The organism is Achromobacter sp. UMC46 (genome assembly GCF_014170335.1).
Classification (GTDB): Bacteria; Pseudomonadota; Gammaproteobacteria; order Burkholderiales; family Burkholderiaceae_B; genus Achromobacter.
In genome coordinates, this window is record NZ_LZZS01000004.1 from 241,826 (window position 1) to 263,106 (window position 21,281).

A 21,281-nucleotide genomic window follows, 5' to 3' on the forward strand; every position below is an offset into this window, starting at 1 on the left:
ATGCGCCGCCCCATCTGCGCGCGTCAGCCTGCCCACCACTGCTTGATCGTGGCGCGTAGCGCTGCCGCGCCCGTGGCGGCATCCTCTTTGCGCAATGCGGCCATGTAGGCGCCGAACTGCTTGAGCGATATATGCGGAGGCATCGGCGGCACTTCCGGGTCGGTGACCATTTCCAGCACGGCGGGCCGCCCGGCGGCAAGCGCGCGGTCCCAGGCGGGACCGACATCGTCCGGCTCGGTCACGCGGATACCTTCCAGGCCCAGCATGTGGCCGTAGTCCGCATAGGAAAACGGCGGCAGCCATTGCGAATCGCCAAAGCGCGGATCCCCGCCCATGACACGCTGCTCCCACGTCACCAGGTTCAGGTCGCCGTTATTGAGCACCAGCACGACCAGCGTCGGGTCGGCCCAATCCTTCCAGCGGTGCGCGATCGTGATCAGTTCGTTGATGCCCAGCATCTGCATCGCGCCATCGCCCACCAACGCCACCACCGGTCGGCCGGGATACGCCAGCTTGGCCGCCAGCGCGTACGGCACGCCGCAACCCATGCTGGCCAAGCCACCCGACACCGACCCCATCATGCCGGCGCGCAGCTGCACATCGCGCGCGTACCAGTTGGCGGCCGACCCCGAGTCGCACGTGACGATGCATTGCGGCGGCAACCGGCGGGACAATTCCACGAACGGGCGCTGCGGATTGATGCCGTTGGCGGGGACCATGGCGCGGGCCAGGACCGTCTCGCGCCAGCGCTGCACGCGCTTCTCGATTCCCTTGACCCAGCGGTCGGACGCCTTGCCCTCCAGCCGGGGCAGCAAAGCCTGCAGGGTCAGGCGCGCATCGCCGACCAGGCCGGCCTCTACCGGATAGCGCAGGTTGAGCCGACGCCCGTCGACGTCGATCTGCACCGCCCTGGCTTGCCCCGCCTTGGGCAGGAATTCGGCATACGGAAACGAGGTGCCCACCATCAGCAGCGTGTCGCACTCGTTCATCATTTCCCAACTGGGCTGCGAACCCAGAAGGCCGATGGCGCCCGTTACGTAGGGCAGTTCGTCAGACACCACTGCCTTGCCCAACAAGGCCTTGGCCACGCCCGCGCCCAGCCGTTGCGCCACCGCCTGCACGGCATCACCAGCGTCGAGCGCGCCCGCGCCGACCAGCATCGCCACGCGTTCGCCGCGGTTCAGGATCGTCGCGGCGATGTCCAGGGCGGCATCCGGCGGCACGGCGGCATGCGAGGTCAAGCCGATGCCGGTGTGCACCGTGCCATGCTCACGGGGCGGCTCCTCCACCGCTTCCAGGTCCTGCACGTCGTTCGGGAATATCAGGCAAGTCACGCCACGCCGCTCCATCGCGATGCGCATGGCGCGATCCACCATATGGCGCGCCTGCAAGGGCGAGGTCACCATGTGCACGAAGTCGTGCGCTACATCCTTGAACAAGCTGACGAGATCTACTTCCTGCTGGTAGTCGCCGCCCAGGGCGCTGCGAGCCTGCTGCCCCACGATTGCCACCACGGGCTGATGGTCCATCTTCGCGTCGTAAAGGCCGTTGAGCAGGTGGATAGCGCCAGGGCCGGACGTCGCCAGGCACACGCCGACCTGGCCGGTGAACTTGGCGTGGGCGCAGGCCATGAACGCCGCGCCCTCCTCGTGGCGCGCCTGGACGAATTCCAGTTCTTTGTTCTTTCCGAGCGCGCCAATCAGTCCGTTGATCCCGTCCCCGGGATAGCCGAACACGCGCTGCACGCCCCATTCGCCCAGCCGGGCGAGCACAAAATCGGAAACGGTTTTCAAGTCGGCGCTCCTTGCCAAAGTCCTCAGGAAGCATGAGGCGCCGCAACCCTCATGCCCAGCCATCCGGGCGGCCCGGAAACCGGGCACCGCTCCCAGTTTTACAAACGTCAGCAACAACGACACCCGGCGTCCTGTCCCCGCACGGGTGCCTTGGCGGCAGTGACTCGGGCACGCCTCTTGCGCATTGAAGGCTTGCGAAATCGGGCCCCTTTTTCAGCGGCCCTCCGACCCCGGAGCACCAAACATGTCGACGACGACAATACTCATAGTGGCTGCCGAAGCGTTCCCCCTGGCCAAGACCGGCGGGCTGGGGGACGCCATCACCGGCATGGCGCGGGCGCTGACGGAGCGCGGCATTGCCGCGACCGTGCTGCTGCCCGCCTACCGCGGCGTGGCCGGCCGCCTGGACGGCGCGCGCGAAGTGGCACGGCTTGAAGACCTGCCCGGCGGAGACGCCCGCCTGCTGTCAGGCGTGTGCCCGGTTTCCGAGCTGTCGTTCCTGCTGCTGGAGAACGACGCGCTCTACGACCGCGGCGGCCTGTACATGAACGACGAGGGCGCCGAGCACGCGGACAACGGCGTGCGCTACGCCGCTTTGTGCCATGCCGCGGTACGGATCGCGCGCGGATTGCCCGGCCTGCCCCGCCCCACGGTAGTGCACGCGCATGACTGGCATGCCGCGCTGACGCCGCTATTGCTGCGCGACGCCGGCATCGATGACGTGAAAAGCGTCCTGACCATCCACAACCTGGCATTCCAGGGCCAGTTCCCGCTAGAGGACGCCGCCGCCTTGGGCATCCCGCCCGCCTGCCGTAGCGAAGACGCCATGGTGGCCTGGAACCAGCTGAACTTCATGAAGGCGGGCATCCGCCACGCCGACCGCGTGACGACCGTCAGCCGCACGTATGCCCGCGAAATCCTCACCCCGGCATTCGGCTGCGGGCTGGACGGCCTGCTGCGCGAACGCGCTGCGGACCTGATGGCGATCCCCAACGGCATCGACACCGCGCTCTGGGACCCCTCGCGCGATCCGCAACTGGGGCCGTTGCGCTACCACGCCGGCGACCTGGCGAACAAGCGCCTGTGCAAGACCGTCTTGCAGCGCGAGTTCGATCTGCTGCCGGACCCGCAGGCCACGCTCGTCGTGCTTGGCAGCCGCCTGACCGAACAGAAGATGGCCGACGTCGCCGCCGACGCCTTGCCGCGCGTGCTGGACACGCACGCCGATATGCAGGTGGCCATCCTGGGCCAAGGCGACCGGCGGCTGGAAAGCGCGCTGAAGTCGCTGGCGGCGCGATACCCAAAGCGCTGCGCGACGCGCATCGGCTACAACGAGACCGGCGCGCACCGGCTGCATGCGGGCGGCGACATCCTGCTGCACGGCAGCCGCTTCGAGCCGTTCGGCCTGACGCCGCTGTACGCCATGCGTTACGGCACCGTGCCCGTGGGGTCTCGCGTCGGCGGCATGGCCGACACCATCGAGGATCCGGGCGCGGACGCGCCGCTGACCGCGATGGCGTTCGCCAACGGCCTGCTGTTCGACGGCGACGGCCCCGACGCCATGGCCGACGCGCTGTCGCGGGCGATGCATCTGCGCCGGCACCCGACCCTGTGGCGCGCGATGCAACGCAATGCGATGACCCGGGATTTCAGCTGGCAACGCGCCGTCGGCCCATACGAACGGCTGATCCATTCCCTGGCGGGGGACGCCGCCGTCGAAGACGCCGCTGTGGCATCCGCACCGGCCCGGTCATCCCACGCGGGACAACGACGGACACGGCAAGCGCGCGGCTCCATGCCGATGCCGCTTTAAGGGACACGCATGGTTGCCACCGCCCATCGTGCCCCGGCCCAGCCCGGCCTGCCGCGCCTCTGCCATGCGCCGCAGGGCTTCCCGGACGCCGTGCCGGCGGCTGGCGACTGGGACGCCAGGCTCGCGCGTATCCGCGAGGCCGGCTTCAATGCCGTGCTGATCCCGGCGCCCTGGCTGCGGCCCGCGGGCACGCATTCATTGGCGCCTGTCGATGCCGACCTGAGCCCCTCGGCAGACCGGACCGAACCGGTCACGGACCGGCTGGCGCGGCTGGCAACGGTGGCTACCCGCCATGAACTGGCCTTGTGGGTCCGGGTGGCGTTTGACCGGGTATCGGTGGACGCCAGCCCCGGCACGGCGCCGACGGGCTGGTATCGCGCGCATCCCGAAGACCCGGCGCGCGACCCCCGGTTGCCCCCAAGCGATCGGGGCCTGATGGCGTTGAACGACGGCCCGCCCGCGGGCTTTGCCGCGACGTGGGCAGCGCGGCTGTCGCGTTGGGCAGACGCCGGCGTGTCCGGCTTCCTGTTCGAAGCGCCGCATTGCCTGACCGGCACCGCATGGCGGGATCTGCTGGCGCCGTTGCGGCGGCATGCCGCCCGGCCGGCCTGCCTGGCCTGGACGCCGGGCATGACGCCGCCGCAAGTGGACGCCCTGCGCGAGGCCGGCTTCGATGGCGTGTTCTCGTCCCTGGCCTGGTGGGACTACAAGGCCGCGTGGCTGGCGGAAGAAGCGGTGCGGCTGGAACGGGTCGCCCCAGTCCTGGCCAGTGTCTCCCCGCTGGACGGCATGGCGGCGGCCGGCGGACGCCGCGCCTGGGCTGCCGCCTTCACCGCCAACGGCTGGCTCGCCGGCGAAGCGGATGTCGATCCGTCCGGACCGGCTCGGGACATCAACCGTTGGCTTGCGACGCAGCCCCCGCAGACGGGGCCCCCCCGCGTGCTCGGGGGCCGGGATGGCCGCGCGACGCTGGTGCTGCGCGCCGCGACGGATGGGGCAACCGATGGGGCAACCGCCCTCCTTGCCCTGAATCCCGCCGAATCGGCGATGGCGCGGGTCGATTGGGATGCCGTGGCATCCAGCCTGCCGCCCGGCGACATCGTGCCGCACCCGGGCGCCGGCATGCCGATGCCGGACGGCGACGCGCTGCCGCCCGCCGGCTGCGCGGTGATGTCGGTCGCGCCCATGCCGCCCGTCCGCGAAGCCTCCCGCCACCCAGGCCCGCGCACCGAAGGCGGCGCCGGCTTGCGCATCGCCATCGAAAGCGTCTCGCCCGTCGTCGACGACGGCGCGCACCCGGTCAAGTGCGTCGTCCACGAACGCGTGACCGTTCAGGCCGACCTGCTGATGGACGGTCACGACCGCATCGCGGCCGAATTGCGGTGGCGCGCAGCCGACGAGCCGGACTGGCGCCGCGTCCCCCTTCAACTGTTGGCCAACGACCGCTGGCAAGCCAGTTTCCGGCCACGCCGCATCGGGCCGCACGAATTCCAGGTGGCCGCCTGGTTCGACGTCTGGCAAACGTTTCGCCATGACCTGGAGGTCAAGCATCGGGCGGGCCGTGCGCTGGGGTTGGAAATCGCCGAGGGCCTGCAAACCCTGCGCGATGCCGAAAAGCGCGCGGGCCGGCATGCGGAGGGAAGCGACGCCGCGACGGAGATCCGGCGCGTGCTGAAAGCGCTGCCCGATGTGCCTGCCGATACCGCGCCGACGGACGAGCAGGTCGCCCTGCTGCTGGGCGCCGGCCTGGCGCACGCCATGCGGGCGCTTGACGCGCATCCCTTCGAATCCGTGACTGCGGCGCGCTATCCGGTCTGGGTCGACCGGCCGCAAGCCGCCCACGGCGCGTGGTACGAACTGTTCCCGCGCTCGCAAGCCCGCGAACCCGGCCGCCACGGCACCTTCGACGACGTCATCGCGCGCCTGCCCGACATCCGGGAAATGGGTTTCGACGTGCTGTACCTGCCGCCCATCCATCCCATCGGGCTGCGCAACCGCAAAGGGCGCAACAACAGCCTGACCGCAGGCCCGGACGATGTCGGCAGCCCCTACGCCATCGGCGCGGCGCAAGGCGGCCATGATGCCATCGAACCCAAGCTGGGCACGCTTGCCGACTTCGTGCGCCTGGTGCACGCGGCGCAGGACCACGGCATGGAAGTCGCGTTGGATTTCGCCATCCAGTGCTCGCCCGACCACCCCTGGCTGCAGACGCACCCCGACTGGTTCTCGTGGCGCCCGGACGGGTCCTTGCGCTATGCCGAAAATCCGCCGAAGAAGTACGAAGACATCGTCAATGTGTCGTTCTATGGCGCGCCGCCGCGCCGGGCCCGCAAGCTTGCGCTATGGCGGGCGCTGCGCGACGTGGTCCTGTTCTGGGTCGAGCGCGGCGTGCGCATCTTCCGGGTGGACAATCCGCACACCAAGCCGCTGCCGTTCTGGCAATGGCTGATCGCCGAAGTGCATGGCCAGCATCCCGACGTGCTGTTCCTGTCCGAAGCGTTCACCCGGCCCAAGATGATGTTCCGGCTGGCCAAGGTGGGCTTCACGCAGTCCTACACCTACTTCACGTGGCGCAACACCAGGGACGAACTGCAAGCCTATCTGGAAGAGATCTCGCGGCCGCCGCCGGCCGATTTCTTCCGGCCGCATTTCTTCGTCAACACGCCGGACATCAACCCGCTGTTCCTGCAGACATCCGGCCGCGCGGGCTTCCTGATCCGGGCGGCGTTGGCCGCGATGGGCGCCGGTCTGTGGGGCATCTACAGCGGATTCGAACTGTGCGAGGCCGCCGCCGTGCCCGGCAAAGAGGAATACCTGGATTCCGAAAAATACGAACTGCGCCCGCGCGACTGGCATCAGACGGGCAACATCCGTGCCGAGATCGCGCGCCTGAACCTGATCCGCCGCGCCAATCCGGCGCTGCAGACCCATCGCGGGCTGACTGCGGTGGCCACCGGCAACGATCGGGTGCTGGCCTTCGTGAAGGCCACGCCCGGCCTGGGCAACGTGGTGCTGACCGTCGTCAGCCTGGACCCGTTCAACCCCCAGGTCGCCCACCTGGACCCGCCGCTATGGCGTTTCGCGGACACGGGCGCCGAGCAATTGACGGCCGAAGACCTGCTGACGGACAGCCGCGACACCTGGCGCGGCGCGCCGCAAGCCGTGCCGCTGTCCCCCGATCAACCCTATCGCGTCTGGCGATTGTCCCTGCACGGTTGACGCCGCCCGGAGCCCAACGACATGATCAGTGAAACCCAACCCCTCAAGGACGACGGCCTTTGGTACAAGGACGCGGTCATCTACCAGTTGCATGTGAAGTCGTTCTTCGACTCGAACGACGACGGGGTGGGAGACGTTCCCGGCCTGATCATGAAGCTGGACTACATCGCCAGCCTGGGCGTGAACACGATCTGGCTGTTGCCCTTCTACCCGTCGCCCCGGCGCGACGACGGCTACGACATCGCCGATTACCGGGGCGTGCACCCCGACTATGGCACCGTGGCCGATGTGCGCAAACTGATACGCGAAGCACACGCCCGCGGCCTGCGCGTGATCACCGAACTGGTCGTGAACCATACGTCGGACCAGCACCGCTGGTTCCAGCGCGCCCGCACGTCTCGCCCGGGCTCGGCGGCGCGCAATTTCTACGTCTGGTCGGACAACGACAAGGCCTACGCCGGCACCCGCATCATCTTCTGCGACACCGAAAAATCCAACTGGACGTGGGACCCCGAGGCACAGGCCTATTTCTGGCACCGCTTCTATTCCCATCAGCCGGACCTGAATTACGACAATCCCCAGGTGCTGAAGGAAGTGCTGTCCGTCATGCGCTACTGGCTGGACATGGGGGTGGACGGGCTGCGGCTGGACGCCGTGCCTTACCTGGTGGAACGCGAGGGCACCAACAACGAGAACCTGCCCGAAACGCACCAGGTGCTCAAGCAGATACGCGCGGTGATCGACGCCGAGTACCCCGGCCGCCTGCTGCTGGCCGAGGCCAACCAATGGCCGGAGGACGCGCAGGAGTATTTCGGCGCCGGCGACGAATGCCACATGTCGTTCCACTTCCCGCTGATGCCGCGCATGTACATGGCGATCGCGCAGGAAGACCGCTTTCCCATCACCGACATCATCCGGCAGACGCCCGACATCCCGGCCACCTGCCAATGGGCCATTTTCCTGCGCAACCACGACGAACTGACGCTGGAAATGGTGACCAGCCGCGAACGCGACTACCTGTGGAGCGTCTACGCCGCCGACCCGCGCGCGCGCATCAACCTGGGCATCCGCCGCCGGCTGGCCCCCTTGCTGGAACGCGACCGCCGGCGGGTCGAATTGATGAACAGCCTGCTGCTGTCGATGCCCGGCACGCCGGTGCTGTACTACGGCGACGAACTGGGCATGGGCGACAACGTGCACCTGGGCGACCGCGACGGCGTACGCACGCCCATGCAATGGTCGCCCGACCGCAACGGCGGCTTTTCGCGGGCAGACCCCGAGCGCCTGCCGCTGCCGGTGCTGATGGGGCCGCTGTACGGCTACGAGGCGGTCAACGTCGAAGCCCAGCAGCGGGATCCGCATTCGCTCTTGAACTGGACCCGCCGCATGCTGGCGCAGCGCCGCCAGACGCACGCCTTCGGCCGCGGAACACTGCGCTTCATCCTGGCGGGCAACCGCAAGATCCTGGCGTACCTGCGCCAGTGGAACGACACCATCATCCTGTGCGTGGCGAACCTGTCGAACGCCGCGCAGCCCGTCGAACTGCCGTTGCAGGCCTTCAACGGGCGGGTGCCGGTGGAAATGCTGGGCGGCACGCCGTTCCCCGCCATCGGCGAACTGCCCTATCTGCTGACGCTGCCCCCTTACGGCTTCTACTGGATGGACCTGAGCGCGGACGCCGCCCCGCCCGGTTGGCACGCCAGCGGTCCGGCGCAGATGCCCGAGCTGACGACACTGGTGCTGAAATCGCGCGGCGGCGCCGCGCTGACCGACGCCTCGCGCGCCACGCTAGAAAACGAAGTGCTGCCCGAGTACCTGGCGCGCCAGCGCTGGTTTCCCGGCACACACGCGCCCGCCCGGGCAAAGCTGGCCTACGCCACGCCCTTCACCGCCGCCAGCGGCGAATACTACTGGGCGGAAGTGCAGCCGGAAGACGGCGTCGAAGGCTGGCGGGCACAGGCCCCCTTCGTGCTGGTGTGGGACGAAACGGCCCAGGTGCAATACCCCATCGCGCGCGTGCGCCGGGGGGCCGAAGTCGGCACGCTTGCCGACGCCTTCCTGCAACCGGGCTTCGTGCTGGGCGTGGTCGAGGCCTTGCGCGCCGGCCGCGAGCTGGACGGCCGCGAGGGCGGCAAGCCGGGCGACAAGCCCGGCATCATCCGCTACCTGCCAGAGCCCGGCCTGGCCGCGCTGGAACTCGGCGACGCGCCTGCACTGCAGTGGATCAGCGGCGAACAATCCAACAGTTCGGCCATCATCGGCGGGCAGGCGATCCTGAAGCTGATACGCAACGTGCAGCCCGGCATCTCGGCCGAAGTCGAGCTGACGCGCCATCTGACCCGCGCCGGCTACGCCAACATCCCCGCGCTGCTGGGCGAGGTGCAGCGCGTGGACGCCGACGGCGTGCCGCACACGCTGGCCGTGCTGCATGCGTTCGTGACCAACGAGGGCGACGCCTGGACCTGGACGCTGGACTACCTGAAGCGCACGCTGGGCGCCGCGCTGCTGAGCGGCGACAGCCCGGAAGAATTCGAGGCCAGCCTTGAGGGCTACGCCGTCATGGCCGCCACGATCGGACGGCGGCTGGGCGAACTGCACAACGCCCTGGCGCAACCATCCGATGACCTCGCCTTCGCCCCGCGCACGGCCACCCCCGAAGATGCCGACGAGCACGCCGCCCGGATCATCGCCCAGCTGGACCGCACGGCTGAAGACTTGCGCGCCGCGCAGGACACGCTGCAGGCGCCCTCGCGTGCCTGTGCGCTATGGTTCTTCGAACACCGCGCGCGCCTGGCCGAGGAAGTCGGCGCCATGGCGCAGGCGGTGGCCGGGGCGCCGCTCATCCGCGTGCACGGCGACTTCCATCTGGGCCAGGTGCTGGTGGCGCAAACGGACGCCTACCTGATCGATTTCGAGGGTGAACCCATCCAGTCCCTGCAAGCGCGCCGGCAGGCGGCAAACCCGTGCAAGGATGTGGCCGGCATGCTGCGTTCGTTCGACTATGCCGCCGCGTCCATCGCGCGGGGGGATCCGTCTGGCGTGCCGTCGGGCGGCGCTCCGTCGGACGCCAACGCGGGGCCGGCCGATTCGCCTGCCGCGCCGGGGGCGCCCGTGGAACTGCGCGATGCCTTGCTTGCGCGCTTCGGCGCTCGGGCCGCCGAGGCCTTCCTGCAGGGCTACGCCGAAGCCGCCACCACGGCGGTCGCACTGTCCGCCGCTCAGGAAGGCCCGTTGCTGAAACTGGCGCTATTGGAAAAAGCCGCCTACGAGGTCTGCTATGAAGCGGCCCATCGTCCCGACTGGATTTCCATACCGCTGTGCGCGCTGACCGGACTGGCGCGCGAGCTGCTGCAGGCCGCCGCGATCCGCAACGAGGAACAATCCCCATGAACCGCCGCGCCACCGCCCCGCCGCCGTCCCGCGCCATGCCCGCGGGCCAGGTGGACCCCGACACCCTCGCCGCGCTGGCCGCCGGGCGGCATGCCGATCCGTTCTCGGTACTCGGCCCCCACGATGGACAGGTCCGCGCACTGGCACCCGGGGCGACCGGCGTGTGGGTCGTCACCCGGGACGGCCAGCGCGCCGCGCTGCATGAACAGGCGCACGGACTGTTTACCGGCGCGGCGCCCGGCGCGCGCCCGGGCCAGCCGGGTTCGTACCGGCTGGCGATCCAATGGCCGGATGCGGAACAGGTCACGCCCGATGCCTATGCCTTTGGCCCCATGTTGTCCGCCCGGGACCTGGACGCGCTAGCGGCCGGCGACTGGCGCGCCGCACGGGATTTTCTGGGGGCACGGCTTGCCGACATGGACGGCATCCCCGGCTTGCGCTGCGCCGTATGGGCACCCAATGCCCGCCGCGTCGCGGTCGTGGGCGACTTCAACAGCTGGGACGGCCGCCGCCATCCGATGCGTTTGCGCCACGCGGCGGGCGTCTGGGAGCTGTTCATTCCTGGCGCCGCAGCCGGCGACCGCTACAAGTTCGCGATCACCGGCGCCGACGGCGCTATCGCTCTGAAAGCTGACCCCATGGCGCGGCGCGCGCAGGCGGCCCCCGCCACGGCGTCCGTCGTGGACGACCCCTCCCCCTACCCCTGGACGGACGATGCATGGATGCGATCCCGCGCCGGGCGCCACGCGCCCCAAGCCCCCCTTTCCCTCTACGAAGTGCACGCCGGCTCCTGGCTCGCGCCCGATGGCGCGCGTTGCGTCTGGGACCAGCTTGCAGACAAGCTGCCCGCCTACGCGCACGCCATGGGGTTCTCGCATGTCGAGTTGATGCCGATCATGGAGTATCCGTTCGGCGGTTCCTGGGGTTACCAGCCGCTCGGCCTGTTCGCGCCCTCCGCGCGCTTTGGGCCGCCCGACGCCTTCGCCCGATTCGTCGATCGCTGCCACGCCGCCGGCATCGGCGTCATCCTGGACTGGGTACCCGCGCATTTTCCCGATGACGCCCATGGTCTGGCGCGCTTCGACAGCACGCCGCTATATGAATACGCCGACCCGCGCGAAGGCTATCACCCCGACTGGAACACGCTCGTCTACAACCTGGGCCGGACCGAGGTGAAGGCCTTCATGATCGCCAGCGCCATGCATTGGCTGCAACGCTTCCATATCGATGGCCTGCGCGTGGATGCCGTAGCGTCGATGCTGTACCGCGACTACAGCCGCCAGCCCGGCGAATGGATACCGAACCGGCACGGCGGGCGCGAAAACCTGGAGGCCGTCGCATTCCTGCAGGCGCTGAACGAGACCGTGCGCGAACACGCGCCCGGCACGATCGTCGTGGCCGAGGAGTCCACCGCCTGGCCGGGCGTCACGGCGCCGGTCGCGGACGGCGGCCTGGGCTTCCACTACAAATGGAACATGGGCTGGATGCACGACACCCTGCGGTATATGCATGAAGACCCGGTGCACCGCAAGCATCACCACCACGACATCACCTTCGGCATGGCGTACGCCTATTCCGAGCGTTTCGTCCTGCCGCTTTCGCATGACGAAGTCGTTCATGGCAAGGGCTCGCTGCTGAACAAGATGCCGGGCGACCGCGCAGCCAAACTGGCGAACCTGCGCGCGTACCTGGGGTTCATGTGGGCGCATCCGGGCAAGAAGCTGTTGTTCATGGGCGGGGAACTGGCCTGCACCGCCGAATGGAACCACGACGCCGCCCTGGACTGGAACCTGCTGGACGACGCCAGCCACAAGGGCGTGCAGCGCCTGGTTGCCGACCTGAACCGTTTGTACCGGGACACGCCCGCGCTGCATGAACTCGACGCCGATCCGGAAGGCTTCGCCTGGGTCGTCATGGACGATGCCGACAACAGCGTGGCCGCGTTCCTGCGCCGGGCTGGCGGGTCGCTGGTGCTGGCCGTCTCGAATTTCACGCCCGTCGCGCGCCACGGTTACCGGATTGGCGTGCCGGTGGCCGGAACATGGACCGAAACCCTGAATACCGACGCCGGCTGCTATGGCGGCTCCGGCCAGGGCAACCAGGGTGCCGCGCGCACGGCGGCCGAACCCTCGCACGGCCATGCGCAATCGCTGCCCCTGACATTGCCGCCCCTTTCCACCCTGTTCCTCACGCTGGAAGACTGACCCCATGGACCCCTCTCAACTGCCCCGCCTGACTACCGGCCAGCCGTACCCGTTGGGCGCGACAAGCGACGGCCTGGGCGTGAACTTCGCCGTCTTCTCGGCCAACGCCACGCGCGTCGAACTGTGCCTGTTCGACGCGCGCGGCCGCAAGGAACTGCGGCGTTTCGACCTGCCGGAATGCACGGACGAGGTCTGGCACGGCTACCTGCCCGACGCCCAGCCGGGGCTGATCTACGGCTACCGCGCGCACGGCCCCTATGACCCGCGCAACGGGCATCGTTTCAATCCGCACAAGCTGCTGCTGGACCCCTACGCCCGCCACCTGACCGGCCCGGCCAGCTGGAGTGATGCGCTGTTCGGCTACCGGCTGAACCACGCGCGCGCCGATTTGTCGATGGACCGCCGCGACAGCGCACCGGCGATGTCCAAAGCCATCGTGACGGAAGACGTGCCGTTCAACTGGGGCAACAGCAAGGCGCCGCGCACCGCGTGGACGGACACGACGATCTACGAAGTGCACTTGCGCGGCGTGTCCATGCAACGCGAAGACCTGCGCCAACCGCTGCGCGGCACCTGCGCCGCCCTGGCCGACCCGCGCTTCATCGAACACCTGCACCGCCTGGGCGTGACCGCCGTGGAACTGCTGCCGGTGCACGCCTTCCTGCAAGACCGTTTCCTGCTCGAACGCGGCCTGCGCAACTACTGGGGCTACAACACGCTGTCGTTCTTCGCACCCGAACCCGCGTATCTGCAGCGCGGGCCCAACGACCTGCGCCAGGCGGTGCGCCGCCTGCACGCCGCCGGCCTGGAAGTGATCCTTGACGTCGTCTACAACCACACCTGCGAAGGCAGCGAACTGGGCCCGACGATGTCCTGGCGCGGGCTGGACAACGCCAGCTACTACCGCCTGATGCCGGGCGAAGAACGCTATTACATCAACGACACCGGTTGCGGCAACACGGTGAACCTCTCGCATCCCCGCGTCTTGCAGATGGTGATGGATTCGTTGCGCTATTGGACGCACTCCTACGGCGTGGACGGCTTCCGCTTCGACCTGGGCGTGACGCTAGGCCGCGAAGGCACGGGCTTCGACCCGGGATCGGGCTTCTTTGACGCCCTGCTGCAAGACCCGGCGCTGGCCGGCGTGAAACTGATCTCGGAACCCTGGGACATCGGGCCCGACGGCTACCAATTGGGCAACCATCCGCCGGGCCTTGCCGAATGGAACGACCGCTACCGCGACACCGTCCGCCGCTATTGGCGTGGCGACGAAGGCATGCGCGGCGATATGGCGGCCCGGCTATGCGGTTCGCGCGATGTCTTCGACCGGCGCCACCGCCGGCCCTGGGCCGGCGTGAACTTCGTGGCTTCGCACGACGGCTTCACCACGCAAGACCTCGTCAGCTACGACGCGAGCCACAACGAGGCGAACGGCGAAGGCGGCAACGACGGCCACGCCGAAAACTACAGCCGCAACTGGGGCGAGGAAGGGCCGACGCAGGACGACGCCATCCTGGAGCGACGCGGGCAGGTGCAGCGGGCGCTGCTGGCCACGCTGTTCCTGTCCGACGGCACGCCGATGATGCTGGCCGGCGACGAGTTCGGCAATAGCCAGGACGGCAACAACAACGCCTACTGCCAGGATGGCCCCCTGTCGTGGCTGGACTGGACCCTGGCCCAGAGCGACGCCGGGCGTGCGCTGAGCCATTTCGTCGCGCGCGCCGTCGCGTTGCGGCGTGACCATCCCAGCCTGCGCGCCGCGCGCTTCGGCGACGCCGCCCAGGAAATCTGCCCCGGCGTCGCGGCCATCAGCTGGTTCGACACGGGCGGCGACCCGATCAGCCAGGAATCCTGGGACGATCCGCAGACACTCGCGATGGCCCTGCGCCGGGCTGCGCTGCGGGACGACGGCAGCGCGGACATCACGCTGTTGCTGTTGAACCCGGGCGACGAACCCGTCGCCTTTACGCTGCCCGAGCCCAGCCAACCCTGGATCCGCGAACTGGATTCCGCCACGCAGGTCCCGGCCGCGCCCATGTCCGACGCCAGCCTGACCGTGCAGGCGCATGGCCTGGTCCTGCTGTCGGCCGCCTGCATCCCCGGGGGGATGCCATGACGGCGTGGCCCGAACCCTACACCCATGGCGCGCTGCCGCTGCCCGACGGCCGCACGCGCTTTCGCCTGTGGGCGCCCACCGCGCCCGCCGCGCTGGCGCTGGTGATCGACGGACGCGAACCCGTAGCCCTGCACCCCGGCCCCGACGGCTACGCCCAGGCAGACGTCGACTGCCCACCCGGCACCCGGTACCGCTACCGCTTGGGCGACGACCTGCTGGTGCCGGACCCCGCCTCGCGCCAGCAAGATGGCGACGTGCACGGCGCCAGCGTCGTCGCCGGACCCGACGCCTATCCTTGGCAGCATCCGTCATGGCACGGCCGCCCCTGGGAAGACGCCGTCGTCTACGAAACGCACGCGGGCCTGGCCGGCGGCTTCGCTGGGCTGGCCGCCAGGTTGCCCGAGCTGGCTGCGCTGGGCGTCACCGTCGTCGAACTGATGCCCGTCGCCGACTTCCCCGGGCCGCGCAACTGGGGCTACGACGGCGTGCTGCCCTACGCGCCGGACGAAGCCTATGGTTCTCGGGACGCCCTCAAGCACCTGGTGGACGCGGCGCACGGCCTGGGAATCAGCATGATGCTGGACGTGGTCTACAACCATTTCGGCCCCGACGGCAACTATCTGCCGCAATATGCAGCGCCGTTCTTTCGCCAAGACATATCCACGCCGTGGGGCCCCGCCATCGATTTCCGTCAGCCGGCGGTACGCCGCTATTTCGAAGAAAACGCCTTGTACTGGCTGACGGAATTCCGGTTCGACGGTCTGCGGTTCGACGCCGTGCACGCGATCGCCGACCCGGATTGGCTTGTGGAACTGGCGCAGTTCGTGCGCGGCCAGATTCCCGCGCAGCGCCACATCCATCTGGTACTGGAAAACGACGACAACCGCGCCAGCCTGCTCAGCCAGGGCTACGACGCGCAATGGAACGACGACGCCCACCACGTGCTGCACCACCTTTTGACCGGGGAATCCCACGGCTACTACGCCGATTATGCCGACCATCCCGCCGACGCGCTGGCGCGTTGCCTGGCGCAGGGCTGGCTGTACCAGGGCCAGCCCTCGCACGTCCGGCACGGTGCTCCGCGCGGCGAACCCAGCGGCCATCTGCCGCCCACAGCATTCGTGCTGTTCCTGCAGAACCACGACCAGACCGGCAACCGCGCGGCGGGCGAACGGCTGACAGTGCTGGCGGAAAATCCGGACCGCCTGCGCGCCGCTGTCGCGCTGCAACTGCTGGCGCCGCAGATTCCGCTGATCTTCATGGGTGAAGAGTCCGGCAGCCGCGCCCCATTCCTCTATTTCACCAGCCACACGGACCCGGCCCTTGCGCAAGCGGTACGGGACGGCCGCCAGCGGGAATTCTCGGCCTTTCCCGGTTTTCGCGGCGCGGATGCCCAGGCGGTGCCGGACCCGAACGCGGAGGCCGCGTGGAAACAAAGCGTCCCGTGGCCCAAGGCCCGCGACAAGAATGAAGACGACGGCGATGCGCAGGCATGGCGCACCTTTTATGGCGCGCTGCTGTATCTGCGCCAACGCGTGATCACGCCACGTCTGGCCGGGACGCGCAGCATCGCGGCTTGCGCCGTCGGACCACATGCCGTCCGTGTGCAATGGCGCCTGGGCGACGGCGCCGTGTTGACCCTCTACGCCAACCTGGGCCCGGATCCCCAAGCGCTTGGCCCCGGCCTTGCGCCGGCAGGATCGCTGTTTTCGTCGCTGCTGTTCGAATCCCGGCCGGGCGCGTTCGACGCGCTGGGCCTGGGCAGCCTGTGCGCGGAAAGCGCCGTCTGGCTGCTTGAGGAGGCGGCATGAACGCCCCCGCCCAAAGCGCCTTGTCGGCGCTGGCCGCCGACGCCGGGATCGTCGAAGACTGGACGGGCGCCGACCACCGCCCACGCCGAGTCTCCACCGATACGTTGCGCGCCCTGCTCGACGCGATGGACCTGCCTGCCGGAACAGATGCGGAGATCCGCGATAGCCAGCAACGCCTGTCCGCCGCCTCGGCGCAACATCGCTTGCCGCCGATGCTGATCGCATTGCCCGGCGAAACGGTGCCGCTGCCTGCGGATTGCGCCGGTGCCTGCCACATGCAAACGCCGTCACAGCCGCCGATTGCCGTCCGCACCGCCACCGGCGCAGATGGCGCACCCACCCTGCGTGCGCCCGCCACGCCGGGCTACTACGCGTTGGACACGCCCGGCGGGTCCGCGACACTCGCCGTCGCGCCGCCGCGCGCGCCCACGCTCGACGACCTGTTGGGCGTCAAGGATGCCCGCGCTTGGGGATTGGCCGTCCAGCTCTACAGCCTGCGCCGCCCGTCCACGGATCTGGCGCGGGCCACGCACGGCTTCGGCGACTTCGGCGCGTTGCGCGACCTTGCCAGCGCAGCCGGGTCGGCGGGCGCGGACGCGCTGGCCATCAGCCCCGTCCACGCCATGTTCGCGGCGGACCCCGCGCATTGCAGCCCCTACTCCCCGTCCAGCCGCCTGTTCCTGAATACGTTGTACGCCGACCCGGCCGGCGTCCTCGGACACGCGGCGGTCCATGACGCCCTGGCCGGCATGGACCATGCGCAGTTGCGCGCGCTGGACGCGCGGCCGCTGATCGACTGGCCTGCCGCCGCCACGGCACGGCTGGCGTTGCTGCGCCGCCTGCACGCCCGGTTCCCGGCAGCGGCTTCGGCCGCGCAGCGCCAGGCGTATGACGACTACCGCAACGCGGCAGGGCAAGACCTGCGCGACCACGCCTTGTTCGAAGCGCTGCACGCCGATCGCGCACGCATGCAGGGCGCGCCGGTTCCCTGGACGGACTGGCCCGCCGATCTGCGCGACCCGCGATCCCCCGCCACCGAACGCTACGCCGACGCGCACGCGGACGACGTCGGCGCGCACATGTTCGGCCAGTGGCTGGCATCGGCCAGCCTGGCGCGGGCCCAGCAGGCCGCCCGCGACGCCGGCATGCGCGTGGGCTTGCTGGCCGATCTGGCGGTGGGCGGCAGCCCTGCGGGCAGCCACGCCTGGAGCCGCCAGGCCGACCTGATGTCGCGCGCAAGCGTGGGCGCACCGCCGGACCTGCACAACCCGCTGGGCCAGGGCTGGGGCCTGACCGCGTTGTCGCCTACGGCCTTGCGGCAATCGGGATACTCGGCGTTTCTGGCCATGCTGCGCGCCAGCCTGGCCCAGGCCGGCGGCGTGCGCATCGACCATATCCTGGGCATGGCGCGGATGTGGTTGATCCCCGATGGCGCCCCGCCGCAGGACGGCGCCTACTTGCGCTACCCGCTGACGCAGTTGCTGCGGCTGACGGCCTTGGAAGCCTGGTTGCACCGCGCGCTGGTCATCGGCGAAAACCTGGGCACGGTGCCCGACGGATTCGATGCCCAGTTGCAAGGCCATGGACTGCTGGGCATGGACGTGCTGTGGTTCATGCGGGCGGACGAACCGGCAGCGGACGCACCTGGACCCGCGCCCGACCGCGCCCCGGATGCCGCCGGACCGGCCGAGTTTCTGGCTCCCGCCGATTGGCCATCCCACGCCGTGGCCATGACGACCACGCATGATCTGCCCACGCTTGAGGGCTGGTGGCACGCGCAGGACATCCTGTGGCGCTCGCGCTTGGGCCTGCTAGGTCCCGATCAGAACGAGGCCGCGTTGCGCGCCGCGCGGCTTGAAGACCGCGCCGCCTTGTGGCGCACCGTGCAGGCGTCCTCGCCTGCCGCATCCACGTTGACGCTGCCGCGTGAGCCGCCAGGCGCCGAACTGCTGGGCTTTGTCGCGGCAACGCCGTGCCCGCTGATGCTGGTGACGCTGGAAGACCTGACGGGCCAACTGGATCAGCCCAATCTGCCCGGCACCGTCGCCGGCCACCCCAACTGGCGCCAACGCGTGCCGCTATCCGTCGCCGATTGCCTGAACGCGCCGACCAGCGTCGCGCGCCTGCAACCCGTGCGCGCCACAAGGGGCCAGCCATGAACGCGCCCCGCGCCACGGCGCGCCTGCAATTGCATGCCGGATTCACGCTGGACGACGCCCGCGAGCAGCTTCCCTACCATGCGGCGCTGGGCGTCAGCCACCTGTACCTGTCGCCCATCACAGAAGCGCGCGACGGCTCGACCCACGGCTACGACGTGATCGACCATCAGCGCGTCAGCGCGGTGCTGGGCGGAGACGCCGCGCTGCGCCGTCTGGCCGTCGCCGCCCACGCGCTGGGCATAGGCCTGATCGCCGATATCGTGCCCAACCACATGGCCGCGGATCCCGCCAACGCGTGGTGGGCGGACGTGCTGCGCCTGGGCCCGCGCAGCCCGCATGCCCGCGCGTTCGACATCGACTGGCAGCCACCCGACCCGGCCTTGCACGGCAAGGTCTTGCTGCCGGTGCTGCCGCAACCTTACGGGGCCTGCCTGCAAACGGGCGCGATCCGGCTCGTCCAGGACGCGGGCGAGTGCGTCGTAGCCGTCGGCGACCAGCGTCTGCCCCTTGCGCCGGAGCCCATGGCCGACGGCCAGGACGTCGCCAGGTACGCGCCCCGAACCGCCGATGGACGGGCACGGCTGCACGACTTGCTGGAACGCCAGCACTACCGCCTGGCGTGGTGGCGCACCGCGTCCGACCAGATCAACTGGCGCCGCTTCTTCGAAATCAGCGAACTGGTCGGCGTGCGCGTCGAAGACGACGCCGTGTTCGACGCCGTCCACGGGATGGTGTTGCGCCTGTATCAGGAAGGCGTGCTGGACGGCCTGCGCATCGACCATGTCGACGGCCTGGCCTGCCCGGGCGCGTACCTGCGCCGCTTGCGCCAGGCGCTCACGCAAGCCCGAGGCGGCCGCGCAAGCGCCTGGCTCATCGTGGAAAAGATACTGGCTGATGGGGAAACCCTGGACTACCGCTGGCCGGCCGACGGCACGACGGGCTACGACTTCATGGATCAGGTCGGCGCGTTGCTGCACGCCCCGGGCGCGCACGCGCCGCTTACGGCATTCTGGAACGCCCTGAGCGGCGATCCGCGCGACGCGTCCGCCCAATTGCAGGACGCGCGCCACCGGATGCTGTCCAGGCACTTTCCGGCCGAACGCCTGGCGCTGGCGCGCGCCTTGGCGGGCGTCGCGCAAAGGGACCCGGGCACGCGCGACTGGACCCTGGCCGCCATCGACCGCGTGCTGACCGCCTGGCTGGCCGTGTTTCCGGTGTATCGCACCTACGCGGAAGACGGCGGCCGCAGCCTCGCGGACGCGCACTGGTGCGCCGCCGCCCTTGACCAGGCCCGCGCGGCGCTGGGGCCGGACACGGCAGACGCATGTCTGCTGACGCAAATAGACCAATGGCTCAGCGGCGCATCGCAGGATGAGGGCCCAGCGGCCGAGCGCGGCGGCGCCCCCCTCGCGCCGGCCGACGCCCTGGCGCACTGCCTGCGGCGCTTTCAGCAACTGACGCCGCCGCTGGCGGCCAAAGCGCTGGAAGACACGCTGTTCTATCGGCGCGGCCCGCTGCTGTCCCGCAACGAGGTGGGATCAAGCCCCGACCGGTTTTCGCTGTCACCCGATGCGTTCCACGCGCTGTGCGCCGAACGCGCCGCCACCCATCCCCACGCCATGCTTGCCACCGGCACCCACGACCACAAGCGCGGCGAAGACACGCGGGCCCGCCTTGCGGTACTGAGCGAAGCGCCCCACGCGTGGATCGGCCTTGCCCAAGCCTGGGTGCCGCGTCTTGCCCGACCCGGCCCCATCGCGCAGGCCGACGCCTACCTGCTGCTGCAATGCCTGGTCGGCGCGTGGCCGCTTGGCCTTGCCGCCGACGGTTCCGGCGGCCCCTTGGCGGAATATCTGGAACGCATCGCCCAATGGCAGCAGAAGGCGCTGCGCGAGGCCAAGCTGCGCACCAGCTGGACGGATCCCGATCCGGCCTACGAAGAAGCCGCCCGGCGCTGCATCGATGCGCTCAAGGACACGGAAGACGGCTGTGCCCTGCGGCGGGAAATCGCGCAATACGCGTTGCGCATCGCGCCCGCCGGCATGGTGAACAGCCTGGCGCAGACCGCGCTGCGCTGCACGCTGCCCGGCGTGCCGGACCTTTACCAAGGCACGGACCTCTGGGATTTCAGCCTGGTCGATCCCGACAACCGCCGCCCGGTCGACTATCCCGCGCGCACGCGCCTGCTGGCATTGGACGACGCGGACGGACCGATCCCCACGGGCACGGAAGCCTGGCAAACGGGAGCGGTCAAACAGGCGTTGATCCGCCGCGCACTGACCTTGCGTACCCGTGATCCCGCGCTGTTCCATCATGGGCGCTACGCGCCCCTTGCCGCGCACGGTCCGCAGGCCGCCCATGTGCTGGCCTACCTGCGGCGGCACGAAGCGCGAAGCGTGCTGGTCATTGCCCCCCGGCTATGCGCGCTGGCGCTTGGCGCGTCGTATGCCCACGGCCAATCCACGCAGGCGCGCCGGTTCTGGGACGGCACGCACGTCCGGCTGCCCGCCGGCCTGCCCACGGATGGCCTGCTGAATACGCTGTCCGGACGGCGTCCTGGTGTCGGCGGCGCCGGCGACCTGGACCTGGGCGAGCTGCTGCGCGATTGCCCGATCGCGCTGTGCGTGGCCGCTTGACGCGAACGGCGCGGCTGCGCTGAATTTGCGCTGCCGCCGCTTTCTCTTTACGCTGCGGATCTTTCGCAGGCCGGAATCCGCCGGCCCGCCCCGGGATTCCCCTCCAATCCAAACCCCATGATCCGACCCATGCCGGCATC

At 69.6% G+C, this 21,281-nt stretch carries 9 protein-coding genes; 8 read left to right on the forward strand and 1 reads right to left on the reverse strand.

The window, feature by feature from the left end:
• Positions 1 to 23: 23 nt before the first annotated feature.
• A complete protein-coding gene (locus A9973_RS04070) occupies positions 24 to 1,793 on the reverse strand; it encodes a thiamine pyrophosphate-requiring protein (RefSeq protein WP_183012491.1) in 1,770 nt (589 codons plus the stop codon).
• 244 nt (positions 1,794 to 2,037) lie between these two features.
• On the opposite strand from A9973_RS04070, the gene glgA reads away from it, so the two are divergent.
• From glgA to treY, 8 genes are read left to right on the forward strand one after another with little or no spacing between them, the layout of a single operon-like run.
• Positions 2,038 to 3,606, forward strand: coding sequence for a glycogen synthase GlgA (gene glgA, locus A9973_RS04075; RefSeq protein WP_183012492.1), 1,569 nt, complete (start codon positions 2,038 to 2,040; stop codon positions 3,604 to 3,606).
• Positions 3,607 to 3,615: 9 nt separating this feature from the next.
• Positions 3,616 to 6,825 carry an alpha-1,4-glucan--maltose-1-phosphate maltosyltransferase gene (locus tag A9973_RS04080; protein ID WP_183012493.1) on the forward strand — a complete coding sequence of 1,070 codons (3,210 nt, stop codon included), beginning with the start codon at positions 3,616 to 3,618 and terminating at the stop codon, positions 6,823 to 6,825.
• Between the two features lie 21 nt (positions 6,826 to 6,846).
• Positions 6,847 to 10,215 (forward strand): maltose alpha-D-glucosyltransferase, encoded by a 3,369-nt coding sequence (treS, locus tag A9973_RS04085; protein WP_183012494.1) that lies wholly within the window; start codon positions 6,847 to 6,849, stop codon positions 10,213 to 10,215.
• Positions 10,212 to 12,419 carry a 1,4-alpha-glucan branching protein GlgB gene (gene glgB, locus A9973_RS04090; RefSeq protein WP_183012495.1) on the forward strand — a complete coding sequence of 736 codons (2,208 nt, stop codon included), beginning with the start codon at positions 10,212 to 10,214 and terminating at the stop codon, positions 12,417 to 12,419. The genes treS and glgB overlap by 4 nt, the downstream gene beginning before the upstream one ends.
• 4 nt (positions 12,420 to 12,423) lie before the next feature.
• A complete protein-coding gene (gene glgX, locus A9973_RS04095; protein ID WP_183012496.1) occupies positions 12,424 to 14,535 on the forward strand; it encodes a glycogen debranching protein GlgX in 2,112 nt (703 codons plus the stop codon).
• On the forward strand, positions 14,532 to 16,346 hold the full coding sequence (gene treZ / locus A9973_RS04100) for a malto-oligosyltrehalose trehalohydrolase (RefSeq protein ID WP_183012497.1): 1,815 nt from the start codon (positions 14,532 to 14,534) through the stop codon (positions 16,344 to 16,346). Before glgX ends, treZ begins: the two co-directional genes overlap by 4 nt.
• The gene (gene malQ / locus A9973_RS04105) at positions 16,343 to 18,505 is read left to right on the forward strand and encodes a 4-alpha-glucanotransferase (RefSeq protein ID WP_183012498.1); all 2,163 of its coding nucleotides are present in this window, start codon (positions 16,343 to 16,345) and stop codon (positions 18,503 to 18,505) included. The genes treZ and malQ overlap by 4 nt, the downstream gene beginning before the upstream one ends.
• Positions 18,502 to 21,141, forward strand: a complete 2,640-nt coding sequence (treY, locus tag A9973_RS04110; protein WP_183012499.1) for a malto-oligosyltrehalose synthase — start codon at positions 18,502 to 18,504, stop codon at positions 21,139 to 21,141. The genes malQ and treY overlap by 4 nt, the downstream gene beginning before the upstream one ends.
• Positions 21,142 to 21,281 lie beyond the last annotated feature (140 nt).

What these genes read in the sequence shown, in the direction of transcription:
- treS (WP_183012494.1), top strand. Translation starts at nt 6,847, where the DNA reads ATGATCAGTGAAACCCAACCCCTCAAGGACGACGGCCTTTGGTACAAG.
- A9973_RS04080 (WP_183012493.1), top strand. Translation starts at nt 3,616, where the DNA reads ATGGTTGCCACCGCCCATCGTGCCCCGGCCCAGCCCGGCCTGCCGCGC.
- treZ (WP_183012497.1), top strand. Translation starts at nt 14,532, where the DNA reads ATGACGGCGTGGCCCGAACCCTACACCCATGGCGCGCTGCCGCTGCCC.
- glgA (WP_183012492.1), top strand. Translation starts at nt 2,038, where the DNA reads ATGTCGACGACGACAATACTCATAGTGGCTGCCGAAGCGTTCCCCCTG.
- malQ (WP_183012498.1), top strand. Translation starts at nt 16,343, where the DNA reads ATGAACGCCCCCGCCCAAAGCGCCTTGTCGGCGCTGGCCGCCGACGCC.
- glgB (WP_183012495.1), top strand. Translation starts at nt 10,212, where the DNA reads ATGAACCGCCGCGCCACCGCCCCGCCGCCGTCCCGCGCCATGCCCGCG.
- treY (WP_183012499.1), top strand. Translation starts at nt 18,502, where the DNA reads ATGAACGCGCCCCGCGCCACGGCGCGCCTGCAATTGCATGCCGGATTC.
- glgX (WP_183012496.1), top strand. Translation starts at nt 12,424, where the DNA reads ATGGACCCCTCTCAACTGCCCCGCCTGACTACCGGCCAGCCGTACCCG.